The 22,902-nt window shown below is 35.9% G+C and carries 19 protein-coding genes and 1 riboswitch; of the genes, 9 read left to right on the forward strand and 10 right to left on the reverse strand.

Translation table 11 applies throughout. From position 1 onward, the window contains the following. Positions 1–11 precede the first annotated feature (11 nt). A complete protein-coding gene (locus H9635_RS14055) occupies positions 12–2,054 on the reverse strand; it encodes a S9 family peptidase (protein WP_191700945.1) in 2,043 nt (680 codons plus the stop codon). Between the two features lie 248 nt (positions 2,055–2,302). Between H9635_RS14055 and H9635_RS14060 the strand changes: the two genes are divergently transcribed. Next, the gene (locus tag H9635_RS14060; protein ID WP_191700946.1) at positions 2,303–3,208 is read left to right on the forward strand and encodes an NAD(P)/FAD-dependent oxidoreductase; all 906 of its coding nucleotides are present in this window, start codon (positions 2,303–2,305) and stop codon (positions 3,206–3,208) included. Between the two features lie 65 nt (positions 3,209–3,273). Here the strand turns inward: H9635_RS14060 and H9635_RS14065 are convergent, their stop codons facing one another. From H9635_RS14065 to H9635_RS14080, 4 genes are all read right to left on the reverse strand, one after another. After that, positions 3,274–3,990, reverse strand: a complete 717-nt coding sequence (locus H9635_RS14065; protein ID WP_191700947.1) for a 3-ketoacyl-ACP reductase — start codon at positions 3,988–3,990, stop codon at positions 3,274–3,276. A gap of 321 nt (positions 3,991–4,311) precedes the next feature. Further along, positions 4,312–5,655 (reverse strand): Ger(x)C family spore germination protein, encoded by a 1,344-nt coding sequence (locus H9635_RS14070; RefSeq protein WP_191700948.1) that lies wholly within the window; start codon positions 5,653–5,655, stop codon positions 4,312–4,314. Further along, the gene (locus tag H9635_RS14075; RefSeq protein WP_191700949.1) at positions 5,642–6,751 is read right to left on the reverse strand and encodes a GerAB/ArcD/ProY family transporter; all 1,110 of its coding nucleotides are present in this window, start codon (positions 6,749–6,751) and stop codon (positions 5,642–5,644) included. The genes H9635_RS14070 and H9635_RS14075 overlap by 14 nt, the downstream gene beginning before the upstream one ends. Next, entirely contained in the window at positions 6,751–8,259 is a 1,509-nt protein-coding gene (locus tag H9635_RS14080) for a spore germination protein (protein WP_191700950.1), read from the reverse strand. The genes H9635_RS14075 and H9635_RS14080 overlap by 1 nt, the downstream gene beginning before the upstream one ends. Positions 8,260–8,454: 195 nt before the next feature. After that, a riboswitch (TPP riboswitch) is annotated at positions 8,455–8,554 on the forward strand. A 140-nt stretch (positions 8,555–8,694) separates the two neighbouring features. On the opposite strand from H9635_RS14080, the gene thiM reads away from it, so the two are divergent. The 5 genes from thiM (at position 8,695) to H9635_RS14105 (ending at position 12,495) form a co-directional block, all read left to right on the forward strand. Continuing rightward, positions 8,695–9,537 carry a hydroxyethylthiazole kinase gene (gene thiM / locus H9635_RS14085; protein ID WP_191700951.1) on the forward strand — a complete coding sequence of 281 codons (843 nt, stop codon included), beginning with the start codon at positions 8,695–8,697 and terminating at the stop codon, positions 9,535–9,537. Beyond that, positions 9,534–9,833, forward strand: coding sequence for a thiamine-binding protein (locus H9635_RS14090; protein ID WP_191700952.1), 300 nt, complete (start codon positions 9,534–9,536; stop codon positions 9,831–9,833). Before thiM ends, H9635_RS14090 begins: the two co-directional genes overlap by 4 nt. A gap of 1 nt (position 9,834) precedes the next feature. Then, complete coding sequence (locus H9635_RS14095; RefSeq protein ID WP_191700953.1) at positions 9,835–10,551, forward strand: thiamine phosphate synthase; 717 nt, start codon at positions 9,835–9,837, stop codon at positions 10,549–10,551. Positions 10,552–10,852: 301 nt separating this feature from the next. Next, positions 10,853–11,497: a DUF6944 family repetitive protein gene (locus H9635_RS14100; protein WP_191700954.1), complete on the forward strand. Its 645-nt coding sequence runs from the start codon at positions 10,853–10,855 to the stop codon at positions 11,495–11,497. Between the two features lie 146 nt (positions 11,498–11,643). After that, entirely contained in the window at positions 11,644–12,495 is an 852-nt protein-coding gene (locus H9635_RS14105; protein WP_191700955.1) for a DegV family protein, read from the forward strand. A 103-nt stretch (positions 12,496–12,598) separates the two neighbouring features. Here H9635_RS14105 and H9635_RS14110 read toward each other — a convergent pair whose 3' ends face one another. Next, the gene (locus H9635_RS14110; protein WP_191700956.1) at positions 12,599–13,333 is read right to left on the reverse strand and encodes a YqcI/YcgG family protein; all 735 of its coding nucleotides are present in this window, start codon (positions 13,331–13,333) and stop codon (positions 12,599–12,601) included. Positions 13,334–13,512: 179 nt separating this feature from the next. Between H9635_RS14110 and H9635_RS14115 the strand changes: the two genes are divergently transcribed. Next, entirely contained in the window at positions 13,513–14,367 is an 855-nt protein-coding gene (locus tag H9635_RS14115) for a dimethylarginine dimethylaminohydrolase family protein (protein WP_191700957.1), read from the forward strand. 588 nt (positions 14,368–14,955) lie between these two features. Here H9635_RS14115 and splB read toward each other — a convergent pair. From splB to H9635_RS14130, 3 genes are all read right to left on the reverse strand, one after another. Beyond that, complete coding sequence (splB, locus tag H9635_RS14120; RefSeq protein WP_191700958.1) at positions 14,956–15,984, reverse strand: spore photoproduct lyase; 1,029 nt, start codon at positions 15,982–15,984, stop codon at positions 14,956–14,958. Between the two features lie 166 nt (positions 15,985–16,150). Then, on the reverse strand, positions 16,151–17,602 hold the full coding sequence (gene hpaB, locus H9635_RS14125) for a 4-hydroxyphenylacetate 3-monooxygenase, oxygenase component (protein WP_191700959.1): 1,452 nt from the start codon (positions 17,600–17,602) through the stop codon (positions 16,151–16,153). Between the two features lie 205 nt (positions 17,603–17,807). Then, positions 17,808–19,853: a methyl-accepting chemotaxis protein gene (locus H9635_RS14130; RefSeq protein ID WP_191700960.1), complete on the reverse strand. Its 2,046-nt coding sequence runs from the start codon at positions 19,851–19,853 to the stop codon at positions 17,808–17,810. 597 nt (positions 19,854–20,450) lie between these two features. On the opposite strand from H9635_RS14130, the gene H9635_RS14135 reads away from it, so the two are divergent. After that, the gene (locus H9635_RS14135; RefSeq protein WP_191700961.1) at positions 20,451–21,305 is read left to right on the forward strand and encodes a malate synthase; all 855 of its coding nucleotides are present in this window, start codon (positions 20,451–20,453) and stop codon (positions 21,303–21,305) included. 88 nt (positions 21,306–21,393) lie between these two features. On the opposite strand, the gene H9635_RS14140 is transcribed toward H9635_RS14135, so the two are convergent. Next, positions 21,394–21,834, reverse strand: coding sequence for a YtoQ family protein (locus H9635_RS14140; RefSeq protein ID WP_191700962.1), 441 nt, complete (start codon positions 21,832–21,834; stop codon positions 21,394–21,396). 140 nt (positions 21,835–21,974) lie between these two features. On the opposite strand from H9635_RS14140, the gene nadX reads away from it, so the two are divergent. Further along, on the forward strand, positions 21,975–22,754 hold the full coding sequence (gene nadX, locus H9635_RS14145; RefSeq protein WP_191700963.1) for an aspartate dehydrogenase: 780 nt from the start codon (positions 21,975–21,977) through the stop codon (positions 22,752–22,754). Positions 22,755–22,902 lie beyond the last annotated feature (148 nt).

Raw genomic sequence — 22,902 nt, forward strand, 5'->3', positions numbered from 1 at the left:
TTCAAATTTGTCTAAAATCCAAACTTACTCAAAATAAACGAATATCCTTCAGCAAGTTCACGTAGCTGGTTGAAACGTCCGGATGCGCCAAAGTGACCAGCACCCATGTTTGTTTTTAGAACAAGGGTATTGTCATCTGTTTTTAATTCACGGAGACGGGCTACCCATTTGGCCGGCTCCCAATAACCGACGCGCGGGTCATTTAATCCTGTCGTGATATACATATGCGGGTAAGGTTTTGCTTCTACATTGTCGTACGGACTATAAGATTTCATGTAGAAATAATCGTCTTCATTTTGCGGGTTGCCCCATTCGTCCCACTCCAAAGTCGTTAATGGAATTGAATCGTCAAGCATGGTAGTGACAATATCGACAAACGGTACTTCCGGAACAATGACTTTAAATCTGTTACCTGCCATATTAGCTACTGCTCCTACTAACAATCCACCAGCACTTCCGCCACGAGCTGCGATAAGTTCAGTTGTTGTAAATTCTTGCTCGATTAAAGAGTCTGCGGCATCGATAAAGTCTGTGAAACTATTGCGCTTTTTCTGCATTTTGCCATTAAAGTACCACGTGCGTCCTAGCTCTGAACCACCACGTACTTGCGCAATTGCAATTATTACCCCTTTATTAAGGATAGGCAGGCGATAGGCGCTGAAAAACGGGTCACTACTATAACCATATGAACCGTAAGCATTTAAAATAAGCGGTGCGGGTCCGTTGTTAAGGACATCTTTTCGATAATGAAGAAGTATTGGAACCTTTACTCCATCAGCTGCTGTTGCCCAAACTTGCTGCTGTACAAATTGCTCTCGGTCATATTCACCTGTAACAGGCGCCTCTTGTAAAACTTCTCTTTCTCCCGATTCAATATCAATACGGATTGTCGTCTTAGGAGTTAAAAATGATTCGTATTGAACTAACACCTCCGTAGCTTTGTAGTCTTGATCCGAAACTAGCGATACTGAATAAATATCTTCCTTCCATTCTAACTGAACAAGAGAATCCCCTTCGATACGCCAAACCTGCTTTAAACCATTTTCACGACCTGTTACATATACGTGACGTTTAAATGGATAAATATTTTCCATAAACCGCTTTTCATCATAAGGAACAACGGAGGTACGCTCATTAAAGTTATCTAATGGACAACGAAGCAGTTTGAAGTTTAGAGCATTTTCATTCGTTAGTACTAAAAGATCGTCTTCCCAATGCTCCAAGTCGTATTCAATACCTTCACGGCGTGCTTCAAATAATTGTGGGGCTACTAATGGCGAATCCCCATCAATTAATTGTATTTCTGATGTTGTAGTGGATTGCGAAACAATAAAAATAAAGCGATTACTTCTTGATTTGTTAATGTATAAATTAAATGTTACGTTGGATTCTTCAAATAAAAGGACATCCGCTGTATTTTTAGTACCTATTTCATGACGCCATACTTGATAGGGTCTTTGTAATTCGTTTAGTTTCACATAAAAAATGTATTGTCCACAGTTACTCCATTCAACACTACTGTAAATATAAACGTTTGGAATTTTATCTTCTAGCAAATCACCAGTATGTAAATCTTTTATAAATAGAGTATAGCTATCTGTTCCGTCACGATTTTCCAAATAGGCAACATAGCGGTGATCTGTTGAATAACGCTGCTCAGTAACACTTAAATAGTCATCATTGTGAGCAAGAGCATTTTCATCTATTGTAATTTCTTCTTCAGAAGATGCTAATGCCATACGATTCTCTGCACGTTTACGAGCATATATAGGATATTGTTTTTCCTTTTCTGAACGATAGTAATAAAAGTAAGGTCCCTTTTGAACAGGTACCTGGCTCTCTGAAGCAGGAATACGTGCTATCATTGCTTCATAAAGCTCAGAAGTTAAAGTCTCCAATGGTTTCATAACCTCATCATAATACATGTTTTCCTGTTCTAAATAAGCGATTACTTCAGGATTGGATTTATCCTTCATCCAATAATATTCATCATGCCGAACGTCTCCATGCAGTTCAAACGTATGAGGTATTTGCTTTGCAATTAGTTTATTCATCTATAATTCTCCCCCTTGATATAACACAATAACTTCGATAAATTTACGGATAATCCTCTAAATAGCTACAATTTTCTTGTTTGCAGGAAGAGTTCACCAAATAGAAATGGAGAAGCTATAAACATTTCACTTTTAAGGATACTCTAAGGCTTTTGGTTCAAAATAAACAAGAGAGGGTATAAATGAATTTGATCTTTAATGGGAATATCCCGTTTAAAATAATAACCAGCTCAGTGGGGAGGTAAAAAATGAATGTCCTAGATTGCATCGTTATAGGCGGTGGACCATCGGGGTTAAGTGCAAGTTTGATTTTAGGTAGAGCTAGAAGAAAAATTATGTTGTTTGATGATGATACAAACAGGAATACAATGACGCAAGAATCGCATGGATTTATCACTCGAGATGGTATAAAGCCTCAAGAGTTTAAAGAACTGGGTTTAAAAGAACTGGAGAAATATCCTTCTGTCTCGTTCGCTCATGCAACCGTTACTGAAATAATTAAGGATAAAGGTAATGAGAAATTTTTTGTCAAAGCATCCAATGGACAGGAGTATGTTACTGAAAAGATTATATTAGCTACCGGTATTCAAGAAGTATTTTCTATACAAGGGATAAGGGAATTTTACGGGAAAAGCTTATTTAGTTGTCCGTATTGCGATGGCTGGGAGCAAAGAGATAAGCCATTGGTTGTCATTGCTGAAAAAGAAAAGCATGCACTCCATCTGACTAAAGTTATATATAATTGGTCGGAGGATTTAGTTGTTTTAACGAATGGAATAACACTCTCTCCAGAAGGTGCTGCAGAGTTACAAAGACGTAATATCAAAATAATATCTGATCCAATAAAGAATTTAATAGGGGAAGATGGTTATTTACAGAAAATCGAGTTTGAAACCGGGGAAACGCTTTTAAGGTCAGGTGGATTTGTGGCACCAATTTATTATCGCACGAATCAATTTGCTGAAAAACTTGGCTGTGAGTTGGATGAAGACGGAAAAGTTAAAACAGATGGCGTTGGCAGAACAAGTGAGAAGAACATATATATTGCGGGAGAAACTGAAAGAAACAGACCTTCCTCGCTAATGATTTCAGCAGCAAAGGGTAATAAAGCTGCAGTTTCCGTAAATACTGATCTTACGATGGAACGCTTTTAAATGTTAAAAAATAAATGGCGCTATCCAAAATACATTGGATAGCGCCTTATTTTTGATCGGTTCTATTATGGGTTAGTTGACCAAAGTCCAGCATGCTTTAATACAACACGTGGATGAAGCTTTAATTGTGCAACCATTAAGTCTGCTAAATCTTCTGCTTGCATAACTTTTTCTGGGTTGCCGTCTGTTAAGTTCAGCTCAACCGCCATGTCAGTTGCAACCGTACTTGGTGTTAAAGTTGTAACGCGAATATTTTTCTTACGTACTTCAAGCATTAACGACTCACTTAATCCGATTACTGCAGCCTTAGAAGCTGAGTATGCACTTGTAACTGGTGCCCCTTTTTGACCAGCTGTAGATGAGATATTGATGATATCGCCTGTATTGCGCTCAATCATTTCGGGTAATACTGCACGTGTTGTATAGTATACACCTTTTACGTTAACATCGATGATATTTGTCCATTCTTCAGGTGTTAAGTCCATGAAACCGCCGAATTTTGAAATACCAGCATTATTTACTAAAATATCGATTGCTCCAAGTTCGCTTCGAATTGACTCAACTGCTGTAGTTATAGAGTCTAAATCTGCCACATTTGCCGAAGCAATAGCTACCTTAACGTCATATTGTTTAAGTTCCTCTGCCACTTGCTGTAAATTTTCAAGTGAACGTCCGACAAGACCTACGTGAATTCCTTCTTTAGCAAAAGCGATTGCTGTTGCTTTTCCAATTCCACGCCCTGCTCCAGTGATTAATGCCACTTTTCCTGTAATTGTTTGCATCTTTTTTGCTCCTTTAAATAAGATTGATTTATTATAGCGAAATAAAGAAATCGATATCCTCAAACTGGATCGTGCTTTTTCACCAAAAATAAATCAAGTATTATTCTAAAACTAACTTTATTCTACTCATGGTTTTTCGTATTGTAAAGGATACGAGCATGCTAATTTTCTTCGTTCTTCCAAGGAGGATTTGTATGGTGGGAAAAATTGTTATATATTTTGGAAACTGTATATGGAATAAAAAATGACAGGAAGGTACAAAGCATAGTAGGTATATCAGTAAAATGTTCCATAAGACTATTCCACAAAAAAATTCCACCTTTAGTGTGATTTTATAATGTTGCCTGGCTTTTCAATAGTTGCGTTGACATCAACTTGTATATCACTCTTCATGAAATAATGCTGACCCTCTTCCCATTCTTCTTTAATGGATTTCCAAAGCGGGTAATGCTTTTCATATAAATAAGTGTTTAATCCGATAACGTCTGTATATAACTCATTCTGTAAAATAGAAATGGTATGTTCCGTTATTTCTTTAATTTCTTTTTCTAAAATGCTTTTTAGCTTTTCGTAATTTTCTTCCTTCATAACATCAAGTTGGCCATACTGTTCAGCAACTCCGCTAGTAACGTCGATTTTAATATTGAATTTTAATGGCATTTTCTTATCTTTCAGTGATATTTTACTTTGGATGTTTAAGATTTCGAAGGTGACATCGTGATCATCAAGTTTTGTGTTAATCGTCCCTGTCTGATTTTTGGATTGAATAAAATTTACTCCTTTTGCTTCATCTCCAATTAAATTACCAACAACTTTATTCTTAATACCGCTGTATACCGAAACTCCATCATAATTAACTGTCGTTGAATTTACCTGACTAATAAAAGGAATAATAAAACTTCGATTCATTAACAAATAGGATTGAACATTTCCCACAGTTAAAGGTTGGGCAATATCTAAGGTCGACTTATTTTCCAAAACTTTGGATAAATATTTACTTGGTATTTTCTCGTTTTCAGGGAGAATTGATAAATAATCGCTTGATTGCTCCTCCGTAATGGCGATTTTCACGCTCCGTAACATTTCTTTTTCTCGAAGGAAAATATCCATTAGATCAGCAAATAAATACTCTTCTTTTGCAAGGGCTTCCGAAAAAAGGACAATATTTAAATGTGTCACGTTTGTCCTACTTCCAGCCTGTTTTATCATATCGCGGTTCATTTCAATAATGGTGTCACCTGTTTGTGATAGGTTACGAAATGAAGTGGCGTTTGAATTGGTAGTGTTTTGTTGTGAGCTAAAGGTAGAAGGATTTAAAAGCTGTTGTGTTAATTTGAATTTATTATTTTCATTTTGTTCATAATCCTCATCTTTTTCATAATTTAAAACTCTTTCATCGGTTTGTAATGAAGATTCATTTTGATTTTGTTTTATACGTTCTTGCCCTGATGATGGTTGATTATTTTGCTGCTGTGAGTTCTGCTGCTGTTGACCTTGTGAGTCCCTAGCAGCCCCACTCTCTTCTGAGGGAGCTGGTTTATTATTAGCTAGGTCTATCGCAATCCCTGTTACAAAACTTCGATCTTCTACTTCAAGATTATCCCAGCAACCGGCTGTAAATGGGAGACAACAAATTAAAAATATTAGTTTTTTATAAGGAATCATGGGTTTTCCTACCTCTTATTAATAGCATAGTTCCTAGTAGAAATATGACGAATACCATATAAACTATCTCTAAATAGGCCATATATTTTGCAATGTTATTAATTTGAATAAAGTTTTTAGGTATCATGGCTAAAAAGAAAATGATGGGTGACAAAATAAAAATAATCGTTTGTTTGGCTAATTTAGGAATTAGCTGGTTAATGAGCATTACTGCAATATCAAATGCCATTAAGCAGGTTGTAAATACAATAATTGTCCAGATGATAAATAAAATCGAATCAAAGCGTTCGAAGAAAATTCCTGGAATCGATATTATTTTTGAAAGCTCGAATACAGGATAATAAAGATTTTTGACCGTTGCATTCCCAAAGACGCCAACACAAATAATAAAAATAATGATATAGAAGGTAAATGGAAATAATATGCCTAAGACCGTCATTTTTGGGGCTTTTTCGGGTTTCTTAATAAGTGAAATATAAAATAACACGATACCAAATCCCAAAAATGCGTTTAAACTGGATATTGTTCCAGACTGAAGTCCTTTAAAATCGGTTTGAAACACAGGAAGTAAATTTTCAAGCTTAATAGCCCACATCGGAGCAATAATTAATAAAATTAACCCGCCGACAACAAAAGGGAAAAAAAGAATGTTTAATTTGAAAATGGCCACCCTCGAGCCAGATACTGCATATATAACGACAAGGATAAACGCTAAACAGACAACTTCCAATGGGGTACGATCAAAAAAGTACTCCTGAGACAAGGTAGCCATTTCCCTCATTTGAAACGAAGAGATAATAATATATTGAAAAACAAAAATAAAGCATAGTATGACTGCCACTGGTTTTGATACTAAATAGGAAGCAAAAGAGAAAAAGGGTTCATTTGGGAAGGATACCGCTATTTTTGCTAAAATCCATCCTAAAAGAATCGCGATCAACCCACCGAATAAAATTGCCATCCAGCCATCAGAAGATACAGTATGTTCGGTTATATACCGAGGCAAAAATAGAATTGTAATACTAATCGTATTCGAAGCAACAGCAAACATAATGTCTTTATCTTGAATCGATTGATTGTTTTTATAAAGTTTCATTACTTCACTGATCCTCCGTCTTTCTTTTTTCTATTCGATTTCAGGAATGGCTGAAATGAGCGTTTTGACAATACTGTAATCGGAGCCCTTACGACAATATTTTCAAGGGTCCATAAGTTGCCGGGAGAAAAAGATTGTGTATATGGAACACCAATACTTTTTAAGTTGGCAAGATGAACATAAATCATAATAAATACTAAAATAATTCCGTATAGTCCTAAAATTGCAGCAGCAAATATAGTAGCGAGACGAACTATTCGCAAGCCAATCGCAAAGCTGTAATTGGGTATTGTGAATGCACAAATGGCTGTTAGAGAAATAACTATAACCATGATGGGAGTTACAATCCCCGCCATAACGGCAAGTTGACCAATAACTATACCGCCTACAATCCCAATTGTTTGACTGATTTTATAGGGGAGTCTTGTTCCAGCCTCCTGCAATACTTCATAAAAAAAGACGAGGATTAAAGCTTCAATTAAGGACGGAAATGGAATCCCTTCCCTAGCGGCAGTTATCGTAAATAATAGCTGAGCCGGAATTAATTCTGGATGGTATGAAATTAATGCAACATATAGGGCTGGTAAAAATATAGTCATGTAGAAAGAGAATAAGCGCAATAATCGTAGTAATGAACTTATTAACCAACGTTGGTTATAGTCTTCTATTGACTTTAATGAATCCCCGAAAGTGATAGGCATTAAGAGAGCAAAGGGTGACCCTTCAACAATAATGGCTATTTTACCTCTCAATATATTGAAAGCCACCCTATCCGGTCTTTCTGTATCTAAAATTTGTGGAAAGGGTGACAGAAGATTATCTTCAATCCACTGTTCAATAAATCCAGAATCCGGTGCGAAATCAATATCAATTGTTTTAACGCGACGCAAAACTTCCTGTAAAAGGTCTTCTCTTACAACCCCATCAATATAACAAATGGCAATTTTCTGGTTGGAATGTGTGCCAACTTCCATCATATCGACTCGAAGATTGGGGTCTTTGATTTCCTGGCGAATGAGCGAGAGGTTAATTTTAAAATTCTCTATAAACCCTACTCTGGACCCTCGAATTACTGATTCAGATTGCGGTTCCTCAAGCGCGCGATATTCCATTCCGCTCGTTCCGATAAGAGCGGCTTCACTTTCACCTTCCAGTAAGAAAACTGTATCGCCGGCTAAAAGCGTCTTAATTACCTGCTTCATTTCCTTTGATCTGTTGATCTCAGCAATGGCAATTATTTCTTCATAGACATGATCAAACAAATTCGAGTGAATATGTTTTCTGTTTAATTCAAGAATTTTTAATATATTTTTATTTAATAAATCCTCGTTTATAAGCCCTTTTATATAAATTAAAGCAAAAGGATGGTTCAACCGGCCAATTCTGCTTTTTCGGATAATAAGATCTGCAGAATTTCCAAGTATTTTTTTTATTACTGCAATATTTTCATCTAATTGGCCATCGAGATATTGGCGACTATTGTTTTTTTCATTTGAAGATTGGACCATTTTCTTAACTCCTGTTCAAATGATGTAATAAGTTTATTGTTTTATTTTTTCCAAATAATATGCAATTCATACTTTAATTCGATGTATTATTGAACCTTTAAAATGTGGATGTAGCTTAGAATGAACGAGCGATCAAAATGTATGAATTTGACATTCAACATACCTGTTGATAATATGAAGGAACAAACAAAATAGCATATATTGCGGGGGGACTCTTTGGAGTTGAGAAGGTTAAAACCTGACTCTTTGAACCTGTCAGTTAACACTGGTGTAGGGAAGCGATTCATTATATTTATAAGCAATAATTTGAATTGTGCTTTCCCATTTATTTAGGGAGAGCACTTTTTTGTTTAGGCTAAGTGAATTTCTACTTGTAAGACCCGTCTAGTGAATCTATTCGTTCATATGAAGAATGATTATGGAAAGGTGATGGAAATGGCTACTAAGCAGGAGATGCAAAATAGAATTATCCAGGCTGTAGAAACAGTAAAGAAAGGGAATCCGATGGCAGGTTCCATTACAAACACTGTCACGATTAATTTCGTTGCAAATGCACAGCTTGCTGTTGGAGGTTCTGCCGCTATGGTGTATTTACCAGATGAAGCAGAATTTTTGGCTAAGGCAGGGGGAGCAACCTATATAAATGTGGGTACGCTATTACCCATTTATGAAGAGACATTACCTCATGTAGCAAAGATATTGCATGAAACAGGAAAACCATGGGTATTGGACCCTGTCGCTGTAGGCATTGGTTCACTAAGGACAGATCTGCTACAGAAATTTAAGGCATTTAAACCGACCATTATTAGAGGAAATGCATCAGAAATTATAGCATTGGCAGGTTTATGGGCATTAGATGGAGGAGCAGAGGAATCAAGGGTACGAGGTGTGGATGCTACAGATTCTGTACATGAGGCTAAAAGAGCAGCGATTGCTCTTGCAAAGTGGACGGGTGGTGCAGTTGCTGTATCAGGAGAAACGGATTTAATAACAGATGGCTCTATTATAGCTATCTCTTATGGGGGCTCTCATTTTATGGAGAAGATTACCGGAGCTGGTTGCTCGTTAGGCGGAGTTGCCGCTGTGTATGCAACGGTGACCACCCCGTTTATTGCAGCACTCACTGCTAGTGCAGTATACAATGTAGCTGGAAAACGCGCTGAGTTAAAAGTAGATGGTCCAGGAAGTTTCCAAGCGCAGTTTTTGGATGAATTATATAAAGCAACAGCAGAAGAAATTGCAAACAACTCATTTGATTTGGAGGAGATTAATTTATGAATACATTAATAGCAGTAGCAATTGCGCCTTTTGGTGTAGGGGATGAATTGGGACAGGAAATCGCCGAGGTTGTGAAAGTCATTCGAGATTCGGGGTTACCGAGTCGAACTACATCAATGTTTACAGAAATTGAGGGAGAATGGGATGAAGTGATGAAAGTAGTAAAAGAAGCGACTTTTATACTTGCAGAAAAAGGAATTCGAACAGAAGTGGTGTTAAAAGCTGATATCCGTCCGGGATATACGAATACGATTAATACAAAAATAGATAAAATAAATGATATTTTAGGAGGGTAATATGGGTAATATCAAAAAGCTTGATATTTCAGCCTATTTAGTTATAGGTCCTGAAAATACAAAAGGCCGTCCAGTCGCAACGATTATTAAAGAGGCAGTAAGTGCGGGCTTTACTTGCATCCAAATACGTTCCAAAGTTGCTTCTGCAAGAGAATTGATTCAATTAACACGTCAAGCAGCAGAGGTCATTGAAGAGGCTGGAAAATCCGATGAGGTTGCACTCCTAGTAAATGACCGTCTTGATGTTGTTTTAGCGGCTAGATCACAAGGGATTAAAGTGGATGGCATTCATGTAGGCCAAAAAGATATTCCAGTGAAAGTTTGTCGTGAATATTTAGGGGAAGACCTCATTATAGGTTTATCTGCTCGAGCTGATCAATTATTTGACTATATTAAAACAGAGGATGTCTCTCAACTTGATTATTTTGGTGTAGGGCCGTTGCATGAAACCCCAACAAAACCTGATTGCGGAATTGGGGAAGACGGAAAGGTGATTACGAGAAGTATTGCCGATATTACGAAAGTTGCTGAGCTTAGTTCAATTCCCGTAGTCGTAGGTGGGGGGGTAAAACTCGCGGATATTCCTACCCTAGCAAAAACTGGTGTAGACGGTTTCTTTGTCGTTTCAGCTGTAACGGAGGCTGAAAATCCAAAGCAAGCAGCAACAAATTTAGTGAACGCCTGGAACAATTATAATTCTAAAACCAAAACTTTTTAATATTTTTAATAAGTTCGAGGGAAGTCATTGGATTCGCTTCCCTTGAATTTTCTAAGACAAGTCCATACGAATCTCCTCCCACTTTACAATAAAAAACTGCTCCAATATTCAAAGCCACTATTATTATTATTATTATTATTATTATTATTATTTTATCTCCCCTTACTATTTGTTAATTCAGGTCCAACTCATTAGTTAATATTTTCATAAACTACAATATGTAGATTTTTGGAGGTAGGAATGTACAACCTCTCTTGGTACAGGGCATTACTTATTAATGAATAGTAGGTGGAGAAAAGTGATGAATCATAATAAGCCAAATGACCGCAATAATAAAAAGAAGCAAAGTATCTCCATGGATAAATGGAATAATTTGATGTTCCATTATAAAAGTGGGAAACAGAATATCTCGAAAAATAATAGTACGAACAATAACTCAAATGAATCAAATATTACCGCTGTGGCAGGGAACTGGATTGCTGCTGTAGGAACAATTATATCTGCTATTGGAAGTACGCCATCAACTATTTTTTCCCAGCAAACACTTACTGACTTCAATGTTATCGGTAATATTTTGCAGGCTGGCGGAAGCGCAATTGGGGTCGAGGCGGAAGAAGCATTATTAGATGTGGTAGGTGGTCAAATTTCTGCTATAGGCAATTTGGCTGTTGTTGCTGGAATACTATCTGAAAATGAACAGTCAGGTCAACTATTAGAAAAACAAGGTACCTTACTCCAAGTGGTGGGAGTAGGTATTACGATAAATCCGGAAGGAGAATTGACGCTTTTACAAACTATCGCAAATACAGGAAATATCATTCAGTTTATAGGAAATGTAATACAAGTCTTTGCAGATCCAGATACAAGTGAAGGCGAAGTGTTAAACGCAGTTGGCTCTTGGATCCAAGCGTTGGGGGCTGTCATTACGGCATTGGCTACAGATTAAAGAGTTTAAGCAGGCATTTTATATAGAGGATACATTTGACTGAACGTTTTAATTTTCTGATTATTTACTGGATAATTTAACCTCTTAGTGTATATTTAGATTAAATCAAAAATAAAAACCTGAATGTAATTTGGAAGGGGTATACAATGAAAAGGATAATTTTATCGACTGAGAGTGGAGCGGATTTACCGAAAGATCTAGTTGAGAAACATCAAATTCAAGTAGTACCGATGCATGTTATTATGGAGGGGAAAGATTATTTAGATGGTCAGTTATCTGTAGAAGAAGTTTTTGATTTTCATAGTCGTACAAAAAAAATTCCTTCCACGGCAGCAACAAACATACACGAATATGAGGATTTGTTTACTAAAATTAGAACAGAATATCCTGACAGCATCATCATTCATATTGGTTATACGTCTAAAGCATCGGCATCATTTCAAAGTGCATTAATCGCAGCGGAGAATTTTGATAATCTTTTTTTAGTTGATACGTTAAATGTAACTGGTGGATTAGGTGCTATAGTTATGTATGCAGCTTCATTGCTCGAGGAGGAACCTTCCATTGACCATGTCCGTTTAATAGAGAAAATAGAATCCGTAGTTCCTAAAACAAGACTCGCTTTCCTGCCCGGCAGTTTGGATTTTCTGAAAGCGGGCGGTAGGGTAAGTAACCTGGCCTATATAGGAGGAGCTTTATTAAAAATTAAACCATGCATCGAATTAAAGGAAGGGAAGCTTGTTTCAACAAGGAAATATCGAGGGAAAATGAATATCGTTGCTGAAAAGCTTTTACGAGACTATTTAGACGAATACGATATTGATAGAAAACAGCTGTATTTAATTTATTCTATCGGGCTTGATGAAAGTATTAAAGAGCAGATGGAAGAACTCGCGAAGGAATTTGGATTTGAACATGTAACATGGATGCAAGCTGGTGCAATGATCTCTACACATGCAGGACCAGGAGGCTTTGGGATAGCTGGGATAGAAAAATAAAACTCAATCCAAAAGGTAAATTAACATAGACATCAAAAGCTGTGCTAAAAATAAAATTTTAGCACAGCTTTTTTTAACCGTTTATTTTTCACGAGATTTAGTTTTATATTAGAGACTTATGTTGGAAAGGGCATTTGCCTTGAATTGGTACAATATCATCACCAATAAATGATTGCTTCCACTCATTATGAGTTGGATCACCGTAATGACCAATATCCGGATGTTTAGGTAGCTGATCCCAAACCTCTACACGTTTCCGGACCTTTTCACGAGACATGATTCCGCCTTTTTCAGTTCCTTCTAACCCTTCGAAAATTTTCCGAGGTTGAAATCCAAGAACCATTGCATTTCCTAAATGACGTGTTTTTCGCTTTTTATATGCAGGTGCATTTCCGAATACAAAAATTGGCTCTCCGGCAAAATGAAAATCCCACAAATAATGTTCAGGGTCACGAGGACTATCTACTGGCCATTCTACTTCATCTTCTTTATGCAAGTATTGTAGTATATCCCAAAATTGTTTTCGGTAATCTTCAAGAGAGCCCTCTTGCTCAAATGGTTCCACAAAGACAAACAGTCCGTGTCTTTTGTAGTTAGGTAGCTTAAATAAATCAAGGAAATGTCCTACTGCGGCAGGAAGATTGCTCCAGTCATCCTGATTAATATAGGCATAGCGAAGCTCACCTTTGAGCTCACCACTCATGCCGAAAAAACATGGAAACGTTTTATCTGTTACCGTGTTATGAAAGGTTTCGTATTCTTTATAAAGCCATTTTGGCAAGTCGGTTCTAGTTTGGAAATCTTCCTTTGTTAATAAAGTATGCCCTTTCGTAATCATACAAACCCCTCCGTTATCATTATCCAATTATTACTATATAGCCAATCATTACCCCATCCTAAAATTCTTGAAACAATGGCAACCAAATAGATTAAAAATTCAGAAATGTTTACTGAATGTAAATGAAGGAAATGAAAATAATAAGTGAGAGTTGAATCAAGAATCTGGAGGATGTCTTAATGGGTGATACAATTACAAAACGTGATCAAATAAATTGTGAAAATGAATACGGAACACTAAAAAAAGTAGTTTTATGTGAACCGCAATACATGGAGATTAGAGAAGTAATTAATAATGTCCAAAAACAATATAAGCATGAGAATATTGACCAAGAACTAGCTATAGCACAACACCGTAATTTTGAACAAACTTTAAAATCTGCGGGTGTGGAAGTGATTAAACTAAAACCTAGTAAAGATCACCCTGAGCAAGTCTTTACAAGAGATATTGGCTTTACATTAGGAAATCGTTTATTTATTTCTGAAATGGCGAATCCGATTCGTCAAGGTGAAGAGAAAGTATTAGCCCACTGGATGAACAAGCATAATATTGCATATAAAAAGCTCTCAACTGATTCGATAGAAGGTGGCGATGTCATTGTCGACGGCCAACACGTCTTCATTGGAATCAGTCACCGAACGTGTAAAAGTGCAATTCAATCTTTACAGAAAGAATTGCCTGAATTTAAAATACTGCCAATTCAATTCAACCCAAAATATTTACATTTAGACTGTGTATTCAATATTCTTTCCTCAGAAGAAGCATTAATTTATCCAGATGCGTTCGACCCGAAAACTGTAGAATTTTTAGCGAGTATGTACAATTTAATCGAAGTAAGTGAAAGCGAGCAGTTTACAATGGGCACAAATGTATTATCTATTGGTCAGAAGCGGGTATTAAGTTTACCAATGAATCGAGACGTTAATTATCAGATGAGACAGCATGGTTATGATGTATTGGAAGTAGATTTTTCAGAAATCATCAAGTCAGGCGGCTCATTCCGATGTTGTTCAATGCCTATTGTCCGGCTTTAAGAGGAAAATTGGCACCTCGTTTCGTAATATATGTTATTTGATCAATACTCATTCTTTATACGAACGAATCCTTGTTAAAGGGTTCGTTTTTTTCTTTTTAAAAATAGTTGGTTCATCACCATAAGTTGGGGATGACAAAATTGAAAAATAATATCTTCTAATTAAGTCCGTTCTGCTACGCTACGGGGAAAACGCGTTGAAGCAAGTGTTTTGGAGGCTCACCCTTCGCTCCACGTCACTCTGCTTTGGCATTAAGTGAATTTCTGCAAAAATGAAGATTATAAAACATAGCCTTTCCGCTCTCCGCCGCCTCGCGATAGCGCAAGCGGCTGATTGGTTGTTTTTCACCTTATAACGAGGGCGAAATTTTGGGATTGGTGGGCCTCGCAAACGGCAATAAAGGCAGTGATAAAAACACGTATCACGTGGTTTTAGCGCTGTCTTGCCGTAGCCCACCAATCAAACAAGTGAAATTTTATTAGAAAGCAACCCGTTTGCTTAAAAAAAGGATAGACCGCTTGGTAATGAGGGGTATGAAGACATAATCATAAACAAAAGCAGCCGATTTTAAGACCGGCTGCTTTTGCGTTACGTGAAATATTCAAGTTTTGCATTCGGAAAGAACTTTTCCATATAGCTATATAACTGCTCTTTCATTTCATCTTCTTCGTCTTTTTGATAAATAAATTTACCGATTCCATACTTGCCCCATTTAACACGTCTTGTAGATTCATCCAGCTGTAATTTAGTTTTTGGATAATTTTTCTCAATGACATTTTTAGCTTTCTTAGTGAATCTGTGCTGAATAAATTCAAACGTTATATCATCGCGAGCATCCCGCGGTAATTCTGCATCAAGACGCTCAAACATATGATAGTATCCTTCTTGCCATCCATCATGAAGATAAATTGGTGCGACAATAAAACCAAGAGGATAACCAGCCCTTGCGACTTTACCAGCAGCTTCAATACGTTTTGCAAGAGGAGAAGTACCGGGTTCAAAATTTTTAATGACATAGTCGGCATTTATGCTAAATCGGAATCTTGTATGGCCGTTATGTTTTACATCAAGCAAATGATCAACATGATGAAATTTAGTCACAAACCGTAATCTGCCTAACTCTGTTTGCCCAAAATGTTCAATTGCTTTTTTTAATGAGTGGGTTAAGTGGTCGATCCCTACAATATCAGAGGTACAAGCAGCTTCAAAACGCGTAATCTCAGGAGCGCGTTCTTCTATATAATGATCAGCGGCTTCAAATATTTCATCGACATTCACATATACCCGAATATACGGTTTACTCCCCATAGTTGTTTGCAAATAGCAGTAATGACAATGTCCCATACAACCGGTAGCGAGAGGGATGGCATATTCAGCGGATGGTTTAGACGTGTCAAACTTCAGTGTTTTACGAATGCCTACAACGAGGGTAGATTTTGCAATCCGGTACTTTTGTAAATCATTGTCTCCAGGAAGGTCCCGAATCTGATTATGTGAAGTAGTATAGCGAATTTCAATACCTAATCCTTCAAATTTTTCTTTCAGCTCTTTTCCAAGTGGATAATCTAAAGCATTCGGTTCAAAATAAACAAGCTGGGGCATAAACGGTTTATTCATGATTATCCTCAGTGATGATAATCTGCATTAAGCACGAAGCATCGGTAAGATTAAGCATCCTATCACCTTCTTTTCTTTTTAGGATTAGTTTGTCTAAAGGTCGACTAATTATGAAAGGAAATATTGCAGTCCTTTTGAAAAGGGTGAAGGTAGTATTCAGATTGAGTTATAAATTTTCCTTCTGCTTAAGAAAATCAATGACTACTTCAACATACTCTTTCTTTGGATAAGTAAAATATAATTCGCTCGCTGCGCGGATTGAATCGCCAAAAAAGAATCGTTCATATTGCATTTGCCTCGTACCGAATGAGCTCATTGTTAAATCCCAAGCTAAACGGAATATTTTTACGCGTTCCTCTGCTGTTTTAGTAGCGCCTTGAAGATACTGATCTAAATCTGCTCTTATATCAGAATGGAATGCTTTTTCGGTAGGTAGCGTAATCATGCCACTTGCGCCTATGAGCTGAATTATTTCGATGTAGCGAGGGTAAAGTTTCGAAAAAATATTACCGGCAATTTTCAATGGGAAAATTGCTGGGCGTAAATAGCCCCAATCATCTAGTACTGCATTATTCTCCGATTTTTCCAAAAGGGCTTTCATTGTTTCTAACCCAACGATGATTTCTGATAGCTTTTCTTGAATATGCTGATATTCACGGACTTTAATTGTATCTACAAGAAGCTCCGCAATACCTAGTATAAATTCTGTTTTGACAATCTGCCTTATCGTCACCTGATATTTAGCGAAGTGATGAAATGAACTTTCCATAAGAAACTTTCCGGCAATTTCAAAATTATTATAAAAAAATACTCGCTCCCACGGCACTAATACATTATCAAAAACTATAAGGGAATCGATCTCTTCAAACCGGGAGCTTAGCGGATGATCAAAGGGGGAATCCCCTCCAACAAATGTATCTCGGCAAATAAATTTAACACCTTTCGTATTAGAGGGAATGGCAAAAGCAAAAGCTTCATCTTCTGCGAATACAGCTTTACCGGCCCCAAATACTAACACTTCATCGGTCAAACCACCTTGTGTAGCCAATAAACGTGCACCCTTTATTACAAGACCCTGTTCATTTTCTTCTACAACCTTCGCGGAAATCGGCTCATTTGTTCGTTCGAAATAACTTTGAGACCGATTTACTTGTGGTGTAATGAATGTATGCGTAAGTGATAAATCATTTTCTCTGACTAATTCAAAAAAAGCCTGAATATTTTCAGGGAAACAGTTTTCCTGTCCCTCCAATATTTTTACTGAAGAGGCAAAGCTCATTAAAACGGAGTTCAAATAGTCAGGGCTTCTTCCTAAAACACCATAAGTATGTCTAGCCCAATGTTCAATCATTTTCCTTCTTTTCAACAAATCGTTTTTTGTTTTTGGCTGTAAAAAGGAAAGTCCAAGAGGTTCACCTGATTTTGGTGAGATAAAGGTCATTTCATCTTTTATTTTAGGATTATGCTGTAGGTCATAAAGAGAAGCTTTTGTTTTAATAAGACCTTTGAAAGCGGGGTGTTCAGAAAGTAACCCTTCCACCTTTTCCCCATCAAACCAAACTTCATTATTTAATTGATTTAGTCGATTAATATAAAATTCTCCATTTATAGCACCCATGTATTCACTCCTTAAATTTCATGGAAATATAGAGCTAGGTCACTTGATGTAAAGCAACAAATTAAAATTCTTTATATACGCAACATATGTCAATGATGTAAATGGTGTCACTATAGTACGTAAACAGACTATAGATTAGAAAAACAGATGGACTTAGAAGTGCTTTACAGCTACCTCTAAGTCCATCTGTTTTAACTTATGCTAATTATAACTTGAATTTTGAAACAGAATCCGATAAATTTTCGACTTGCTCATTTAAATGAGTGGCATGAATTGTTACTTCGGTAGTGGCCGAAGTTTGTTCTTCAATCGAACTTGCAATTTCTTGTGTTTCAGCTGTTACCTCTGTTGTCATTTCATGGACTACTAACATGGAAGATAGCACAACATTTTTTTGCTGTTGCATTGTCGATACATCTTCCATTGTTCTAGTAATGGATTCTTTCATATTTTCCAAAGTATCGGATAGCTGTTTAATTGCATTATTAACAGTATCAACAGCTACTTTTTGATTATTGCTAATCTCATTTGTTTGCTGCATTACTTGAACAAGTTGCTCTGTATCTTCCAATATACTTTTAATAATTTCCTGAATGTTCGTAGTTGCTGCTTTTGAATTCTCGGCTAATTTCCTTACCTCATCAGCCACAACAGCAAACCCTTTACCATGTTCGCCTGCTCTAGCAGCTTCAATGGATGCATTTAGTGCAAGTAAATTTGTTTGTTCTGTAATTTGAGCAATTAATTTTGTTACTTGTGAAATTGATTTTGTTTTATCATCCAGATTGCTTGCTACAACCGTTACTTCCTGGAATGCTCTTTCTAAATTTGTGTATGTTTCTTCCAACTGATCAACTTTATGAATAGTTGTATTAGCTTCAATGAGCGCTTCTGCCGCATCATCGGCTACTTGTTTTGATTGTAATTCAATTGTCTCAATACCCTCTGCTAATACATGGAGAGCATTAGAACCATCTTGCATTTTTTCAGCCTGTTTACTACTGCTCATAGCAATTTCTTCAATACTAGTTGAAACATTATTTAATGCTTGTTCATTTTCTTGAGCAATAATAGCTAAACTGTTAGAAGAATTACGAATTGCATTAGTATTTTCATTTACTTGAAGAACTAAATGATGAACACCATCCAGCATTTGATTGTAATGGTTTGCCAAATCAGCAATTTCATCATTAGAATTCGTTTCAAAGCGAGAAATAAAATCACCACTTGCTGTTCTTTCAAATACTTTTTTTAAATTACTAAAAATCTGAATTAGTTTAATTGACATGAAATAAGCGAATAAACAACCAATGACTAATCCAATAATGAGTGATATCCAACCGTTAATTGTAAACTCCTTTAATTTTTCAGCAAAATTATCTTTATCTATAACAGAGACAATCTTCCAATTGTTTTTTTCTATTGTCTGTATTTCACCCGAATAATCAACACCAGCCCAATTAAATTGTTCAATTTGATTATTTGTATTTGAATTATTTAAAAGCCAGCTAAATTCCGTTGCTAATTCACTAGGGGGTAATAAATCGGAAACACCCTCAACTTTACCGGAATTATCAGCATTAATATTTTTTCCGTCTCCATCTTCAATAAATGAAGAAACAATAAGACCGTTTGGATCAACAATCATCAATTTGGAAGAGGTGCCTTCTTCAATGCTTTCTCGTATTGAACCGATTGTTGAAAAGTCAATATCAAAGCCGACTGCACCAACTAACTCACCACTATTAAATATTGGAGCAATAACGGAAGTCATTAATTGATTTACGCCAGTGTCCAAATAGATATCCATCCATTGTAGGTTTGGATTACTATTTAACTTTGCGAATGTTTGAGAGTCACGAACATCCCAATCGTATGTAATTTCCGGTGTCACATGTAAATTGCCAGTTTTAAAGTCCATGAAATACACCGCTAAATAATCACTATTCTGTTCTTGAAGCGTTTTTGTAATTTTATCAATTTGGGTATAATCTTTTTCATCATTTGTTAAGATTGCTTCTACTACCTGACTAAATTGTAGAATAGCCGATTCATAATTCAGTAAGCCTAAAGATACTTGATTAACTGCATTCTTTGCATTATCAGAAGAGGTTTGATGATTTTCCTCCTCAAGAATGTTACGCACATTCCACTGGCTAAAAATTACAGTTATACCGACTGCTAAAACGATAGCAAAAGATATATACATCATCCACTTCGCCTTTAATGTAAGGTTTTTAAAAAAATTCACTTGTTTCACGTCTTTCTTTTATCTAAATATTTACTTTTACACCGAAAAGTAGAAAGTTTATCTGGATAAAATTATATATACGTATAGGACTTATGTCCATAGAAATTACTTCTTTGAGGGCAAAATGCATTATAATTACAATTTTCTAAATAATATTACTATTCAATGGGTATACTGTATATGATGGTTGATTAATTATTTGTTACGGCTGAAGGATTGATTTTGACGGTTGCGAAAATTGTTTGAGGAAAAAAGTAAAGGCTGTCTATTTATATAGTAATTATATGGATTAACGTAGGCTTTTAAAGTGTTGGTTTATAAAATAAAAAGTCTTATAGAAAATAAATATTTCATTTTAACCTAACTTAAAATGCGTTGTCAACAAATAAATTGTATTTTTATTTAAGAAATGTTATAATAGACTTACAATTGTGGTATTTCGAATTCTGCTGTAAATGCAGAGAGAATTTGGAATACGTTTTTTAATAGTCTTTTTCAAAATTAAGGTAAAAATTTAAACAATTGTGTGTGGTTTATTAGAAGTTATTTAATTTAATAATAAATTTACCTGTAAAAATGTGAAGGAGGACTATAATAATGAATTTAATTAATAAGAAAGTTACCCATAAGCTGTTTGGTATGGGAAGTGTTGTTAAACATAATGATTCAAGTATTGAAATACATTTTGAAACGGAAAAGAAAAAATTTGTTTTCCCTGATGTATTTGAAAAACACCTGAAACTTCATGATAAAGGTGATGCGAGTTCACTTGAAAAAATTATTGAAAAAAGAGAGCTAGAGCGAAGAGAAGAAGAATGGCAAAGAGAAGAAGAATTAAAACTTTTGCGTAAAAATCAGGATCTTCGTCAACAACATGAAAAACTTATGAAAAACCATAAACTTCATCCCGAATCCCAGATGGTTTTTTGGTGTGATGAAGAAGAGCAAAGTACGGCATTTTCGGAGTGGAAAGTTTTCTCTGGGGTTGCTAAAAGTGGCGTTAACAAAGGGAAACCAAATAAACCGATACGATTGTTTGAAAATAGTGCGGTCTTATTAACTGCAGTAGATCCTAACTCGTCAGAAAAAGAAAGACGTATTTTAGGTGTTTATATGGTGAAGGAAGATTTTATCGGAAAGCTTAGCCAAGATGGTAATATTCCTGCCCATTCAAAGTTCAGATTAAAACTTACAGAAGAGGAAGCGAATAAAATGCTCTTCTGGAATTACTATGTAAATGAAAAGTTTACTCATAAAATGACTTGGAATACAGGTAAACACCGTTACTTCAATAACCTTTGGATGGCACAAATTTTACGCGACATAGTATCGCTTAAAACTGATCCACAGGAACAAGAGCTGGCACAACAATTTTTTGATTACTTCTGCAAAATCAATAAAATATCAGCTCAAGAGTTACCAAATCCTAATGGTGCATTAAAGCGTATTTAATTTTTTATTCTAAAAAAGAGAGGTTGCAACCTGCAATCTCTCTTTTTGTGCATTCAAAACTAAATAGATGAATTACATATACTTTTCATTAATCAAAAATATAACGAATTACATCTATTGCTTGGTCAACAGTTTCAACGGTTACATTTGCTTTATTGGAAAGCTCCTTTAAAGGGTGAATCAATGACTCTGGTCGAATAATAATAGTTGGCTTGTTCATAGCAATAGCCGTACTTGCATCCATTGCGGTATTCCACTGTTTATACTTTTCGCCGAATAAGGCAATGACGATATCCGCTTTTTGCATTAATACTTGTGTTCTGAAATTATTAATATCCGATGCTGCATTATCTTTATGGAAGTTAGAAGGCTGCTCCCCTAAAATTTCTTCCCCAATATTATCAGAACGATCATGGTTTGTTTGTGGAGCTACGAAGCGTAGTGGGAGATTATTTTCCTTTGCCTTTTCTGCTACTTCTTCCCGCCAATTGTCATGAATCTGTCCTGCAAGATATACTGTCAGTTCCATTCCTATCCCTCCTATTATTTTCACTATAAACTAATACTACCTAAAGTAATGGAGATTTTAAAGGAAACTAATTGTAAGGATGAAGTAGGACGAAGATATGTTATGGTGGAAAGTAATAAAAGCAAATAAGGAGACTTAAAATGAATATTGGTATAGTTGGGGCGGGTGCAATCGCTCATTTTTTATTAAAGGAAATTAACCAAAAGGACCATAATGATTTACGAATTAAAAGTGTATTCGTAAAGGATAAGAGAAAGTATGAAACAGTTGCATCGCAATTCGAGGTTGAATTATTTACGGATCTCACTGATTTTCTAAGTTCGGGTATTGACGTTGTAGTGGAAGCGGCGAATATAAATGCTGTGAAAGATCTAGTACCAGACATTATAACTCAAAAAGATGTTGTGGTAATCAGCGTCGGTGCATTTGCAGATATGGAACTAGTAACCAAAATTGGTCATCTTGCAAACAAGTATAATAATGATATTCATTTACCTTCAGGAGCAATTGGGGGCTTGGACATTTTACAAAATGCACATGCCCTCGGTAAAGTTACTTATGTTTCACTCACTACTCGTAAGCCAGCAAGTTCGTTAATTACTGAGGAAATTGAGGAAGCTCAAGTCGTATTCGAAGGAAAAGCAGCAGATGCAATCGAGCGATTTCCTAAAAATATGAATGTTTCCATTGTCCTTGCACTGGCCGGGATTGGTATGGAAAATACTAAAGTAACTTTAATTGCGGATCCACATATTAATAAAAACATTCATCATGTTGAAATAACAGGAGAGTTTGGGGAAGCAACATTTACGATTAAAAATAATCCATTGCCGGAAAATCCAAAAACGAGCTATTTAGCTGCTATGAGTATTTTAGGAACACTAAAGAGGATGAACGGGAAGATTAGAATAGGTGGATAGTGTTTTAAACGTGAAATGTTGTCCTTAATCTTTAGATATATAGGCAATATTGTAGAAGGAAACGTTTGAAAAGTATAAAATAAAAAAGTGTTTTTGAGGCTTACGATAGTTTTAAAGTAACTGATGACAATTATGCTCTATTAATGAG

The sequence above is a fragment of the Solibacillus faecavium genome (genome assembly GCF_014836905.1).
Taxonomy (GTDB): domain Bacteria; phylum Bacillota; class Bacilli; order Bacillales_A; family Planococcaceae; genus Solibacillus; species Solibacillus faecavium.

What these genes read in the sequence shown, in the direction of transcription:
- H9635_RS14055 (WP_191700945.1), bottom strand. Translation starts at nt 2,054, where the DNA reads ATGAATAAACTAATTGCAAAGCAAATACCTCATACGTTTGAACTGCAT.
- H9635_RS14060 (WP_191700946.1), top strand. Translation starts at nt 2,303, where the DNA reads ATGAATGTCCTAGATTGCATCGTTATAGGCGGTGGACCATCGGGGTTA.
- H9635_RS14065 (WP_191700947.1), bottom strand. Translation starts at nt 3,990, where the DNA reads ATGCAAACAATTACAGGAAAAGTGGCATTAATCACTGGAGCAGGGCGT.
- H9635_RS14070 (WP_191700948.1), bottom strand. Translation starts at nt 5,655, where the DNA reads ATGATTCCTTATAAAAAACTAATATTTTTAATTTGTTGTCTCCCATTT.
- H9635_RS14075 (WP_191700949.1), bottom strand. Translation starts at nt 6,751, where the DNA reads ATGAAACTTTATAAAAACAATCAATCGATTCAAGATAAAGACATTATG.
- H9635_RS14080 (WP_191700950.1), bottom strand. Translation starts at nt 8,259, where the DNA reads ATGGTCCAATCTTCAAATGAAAAAAACAATAGTCGCCAATATCTCGAT.
- thiM (WP_191700951.1), top strand. Translation starts at nt 8,695, where the DNA reads ATGGCTACTAAGCAGGAGATGCAAAATAGAATTATCCAGGCTGTAGAA.
- H9635_RS14090 (WP_191700952.1), top strand. Translation starts at nt 9,534, where the DNA reads ATGAATACATTAATAGCAGTAGCAATTGCGCCTTTTGGTGTAGGGGAT.
- H9635_RS14095 (WP_191700953.1), top strand. Translation starts at nt 9,835, where the DNA reads ATGGGTAATATCAAAAAGCTTGATATTTCAGCCTATTTAGTTATAGGT.
- H9635_RS14100 (WP_191700954.1), top strand. Translation starts at nt 10,853, where the DNA reads ATGAATCATAATAAGCCAAATGACCGCAATAATAAAAAGAAGCAAAGT.
- H9635_RS14105 (WP_191700955.1), top strand. Translation starts at nt 11,644, where the DNA reads ATGAAAAGGATAATTTTATCGACTGAGAGTGGAGCGGATTTACCGAAA.
- H9635_RS14110 (WP_191700956.1), bottom strand. Translation starts at nt 13,333, where the DNA reads ATGATTACGAAAGGGCATACTTTATTAACAAAGGAAGATTTCCAAACT.
- H9635_RS14115 (WP_191700957.1), top strand. Translation starts at nt 13,513, where the DNA reads ATGGGTGATACAATTACAAAACGTGATCAAATAAATTGTGAAAATGAA.
- splB (WP_191700958.1), bottom strand. Translation starts at nt 15,984, where the DNA reads ATGAATAAACCGTTTATGCCCCAGCTTGTTTATTTTGAACCGAATGCT.
- hpaB (WP_191700959.1), bottom strand. Translation starts at nt 17,602, where the DNA reads ATGGGTGCTATAAATGGAGAATTTTATATTAATCGACTAAATCAATTA.
- H9635_RS14135 (WP_191700961.1), top strand. Translation starts at nt 20,451, where the DNA reads ATGAATTTAATTAATAAGAAAGTTACCCATAAGCTGTTTGGTATGGGA.
- H9635_RS14140 (WP_191700962.1), bottom strand. Translation starts at nt 21,834, where the DNA reads ATGGAACTGACAGTATATCTTGCAGGACAGATTCATGACAATTGGCGG.
- nadX (WP_191700963.1), top strand. Translation starts at nt 21,975, where the DNA reads ATGAATATTGGTATAGTTGGGGCGGGTGCAATCGCTCATTTTTTATTA.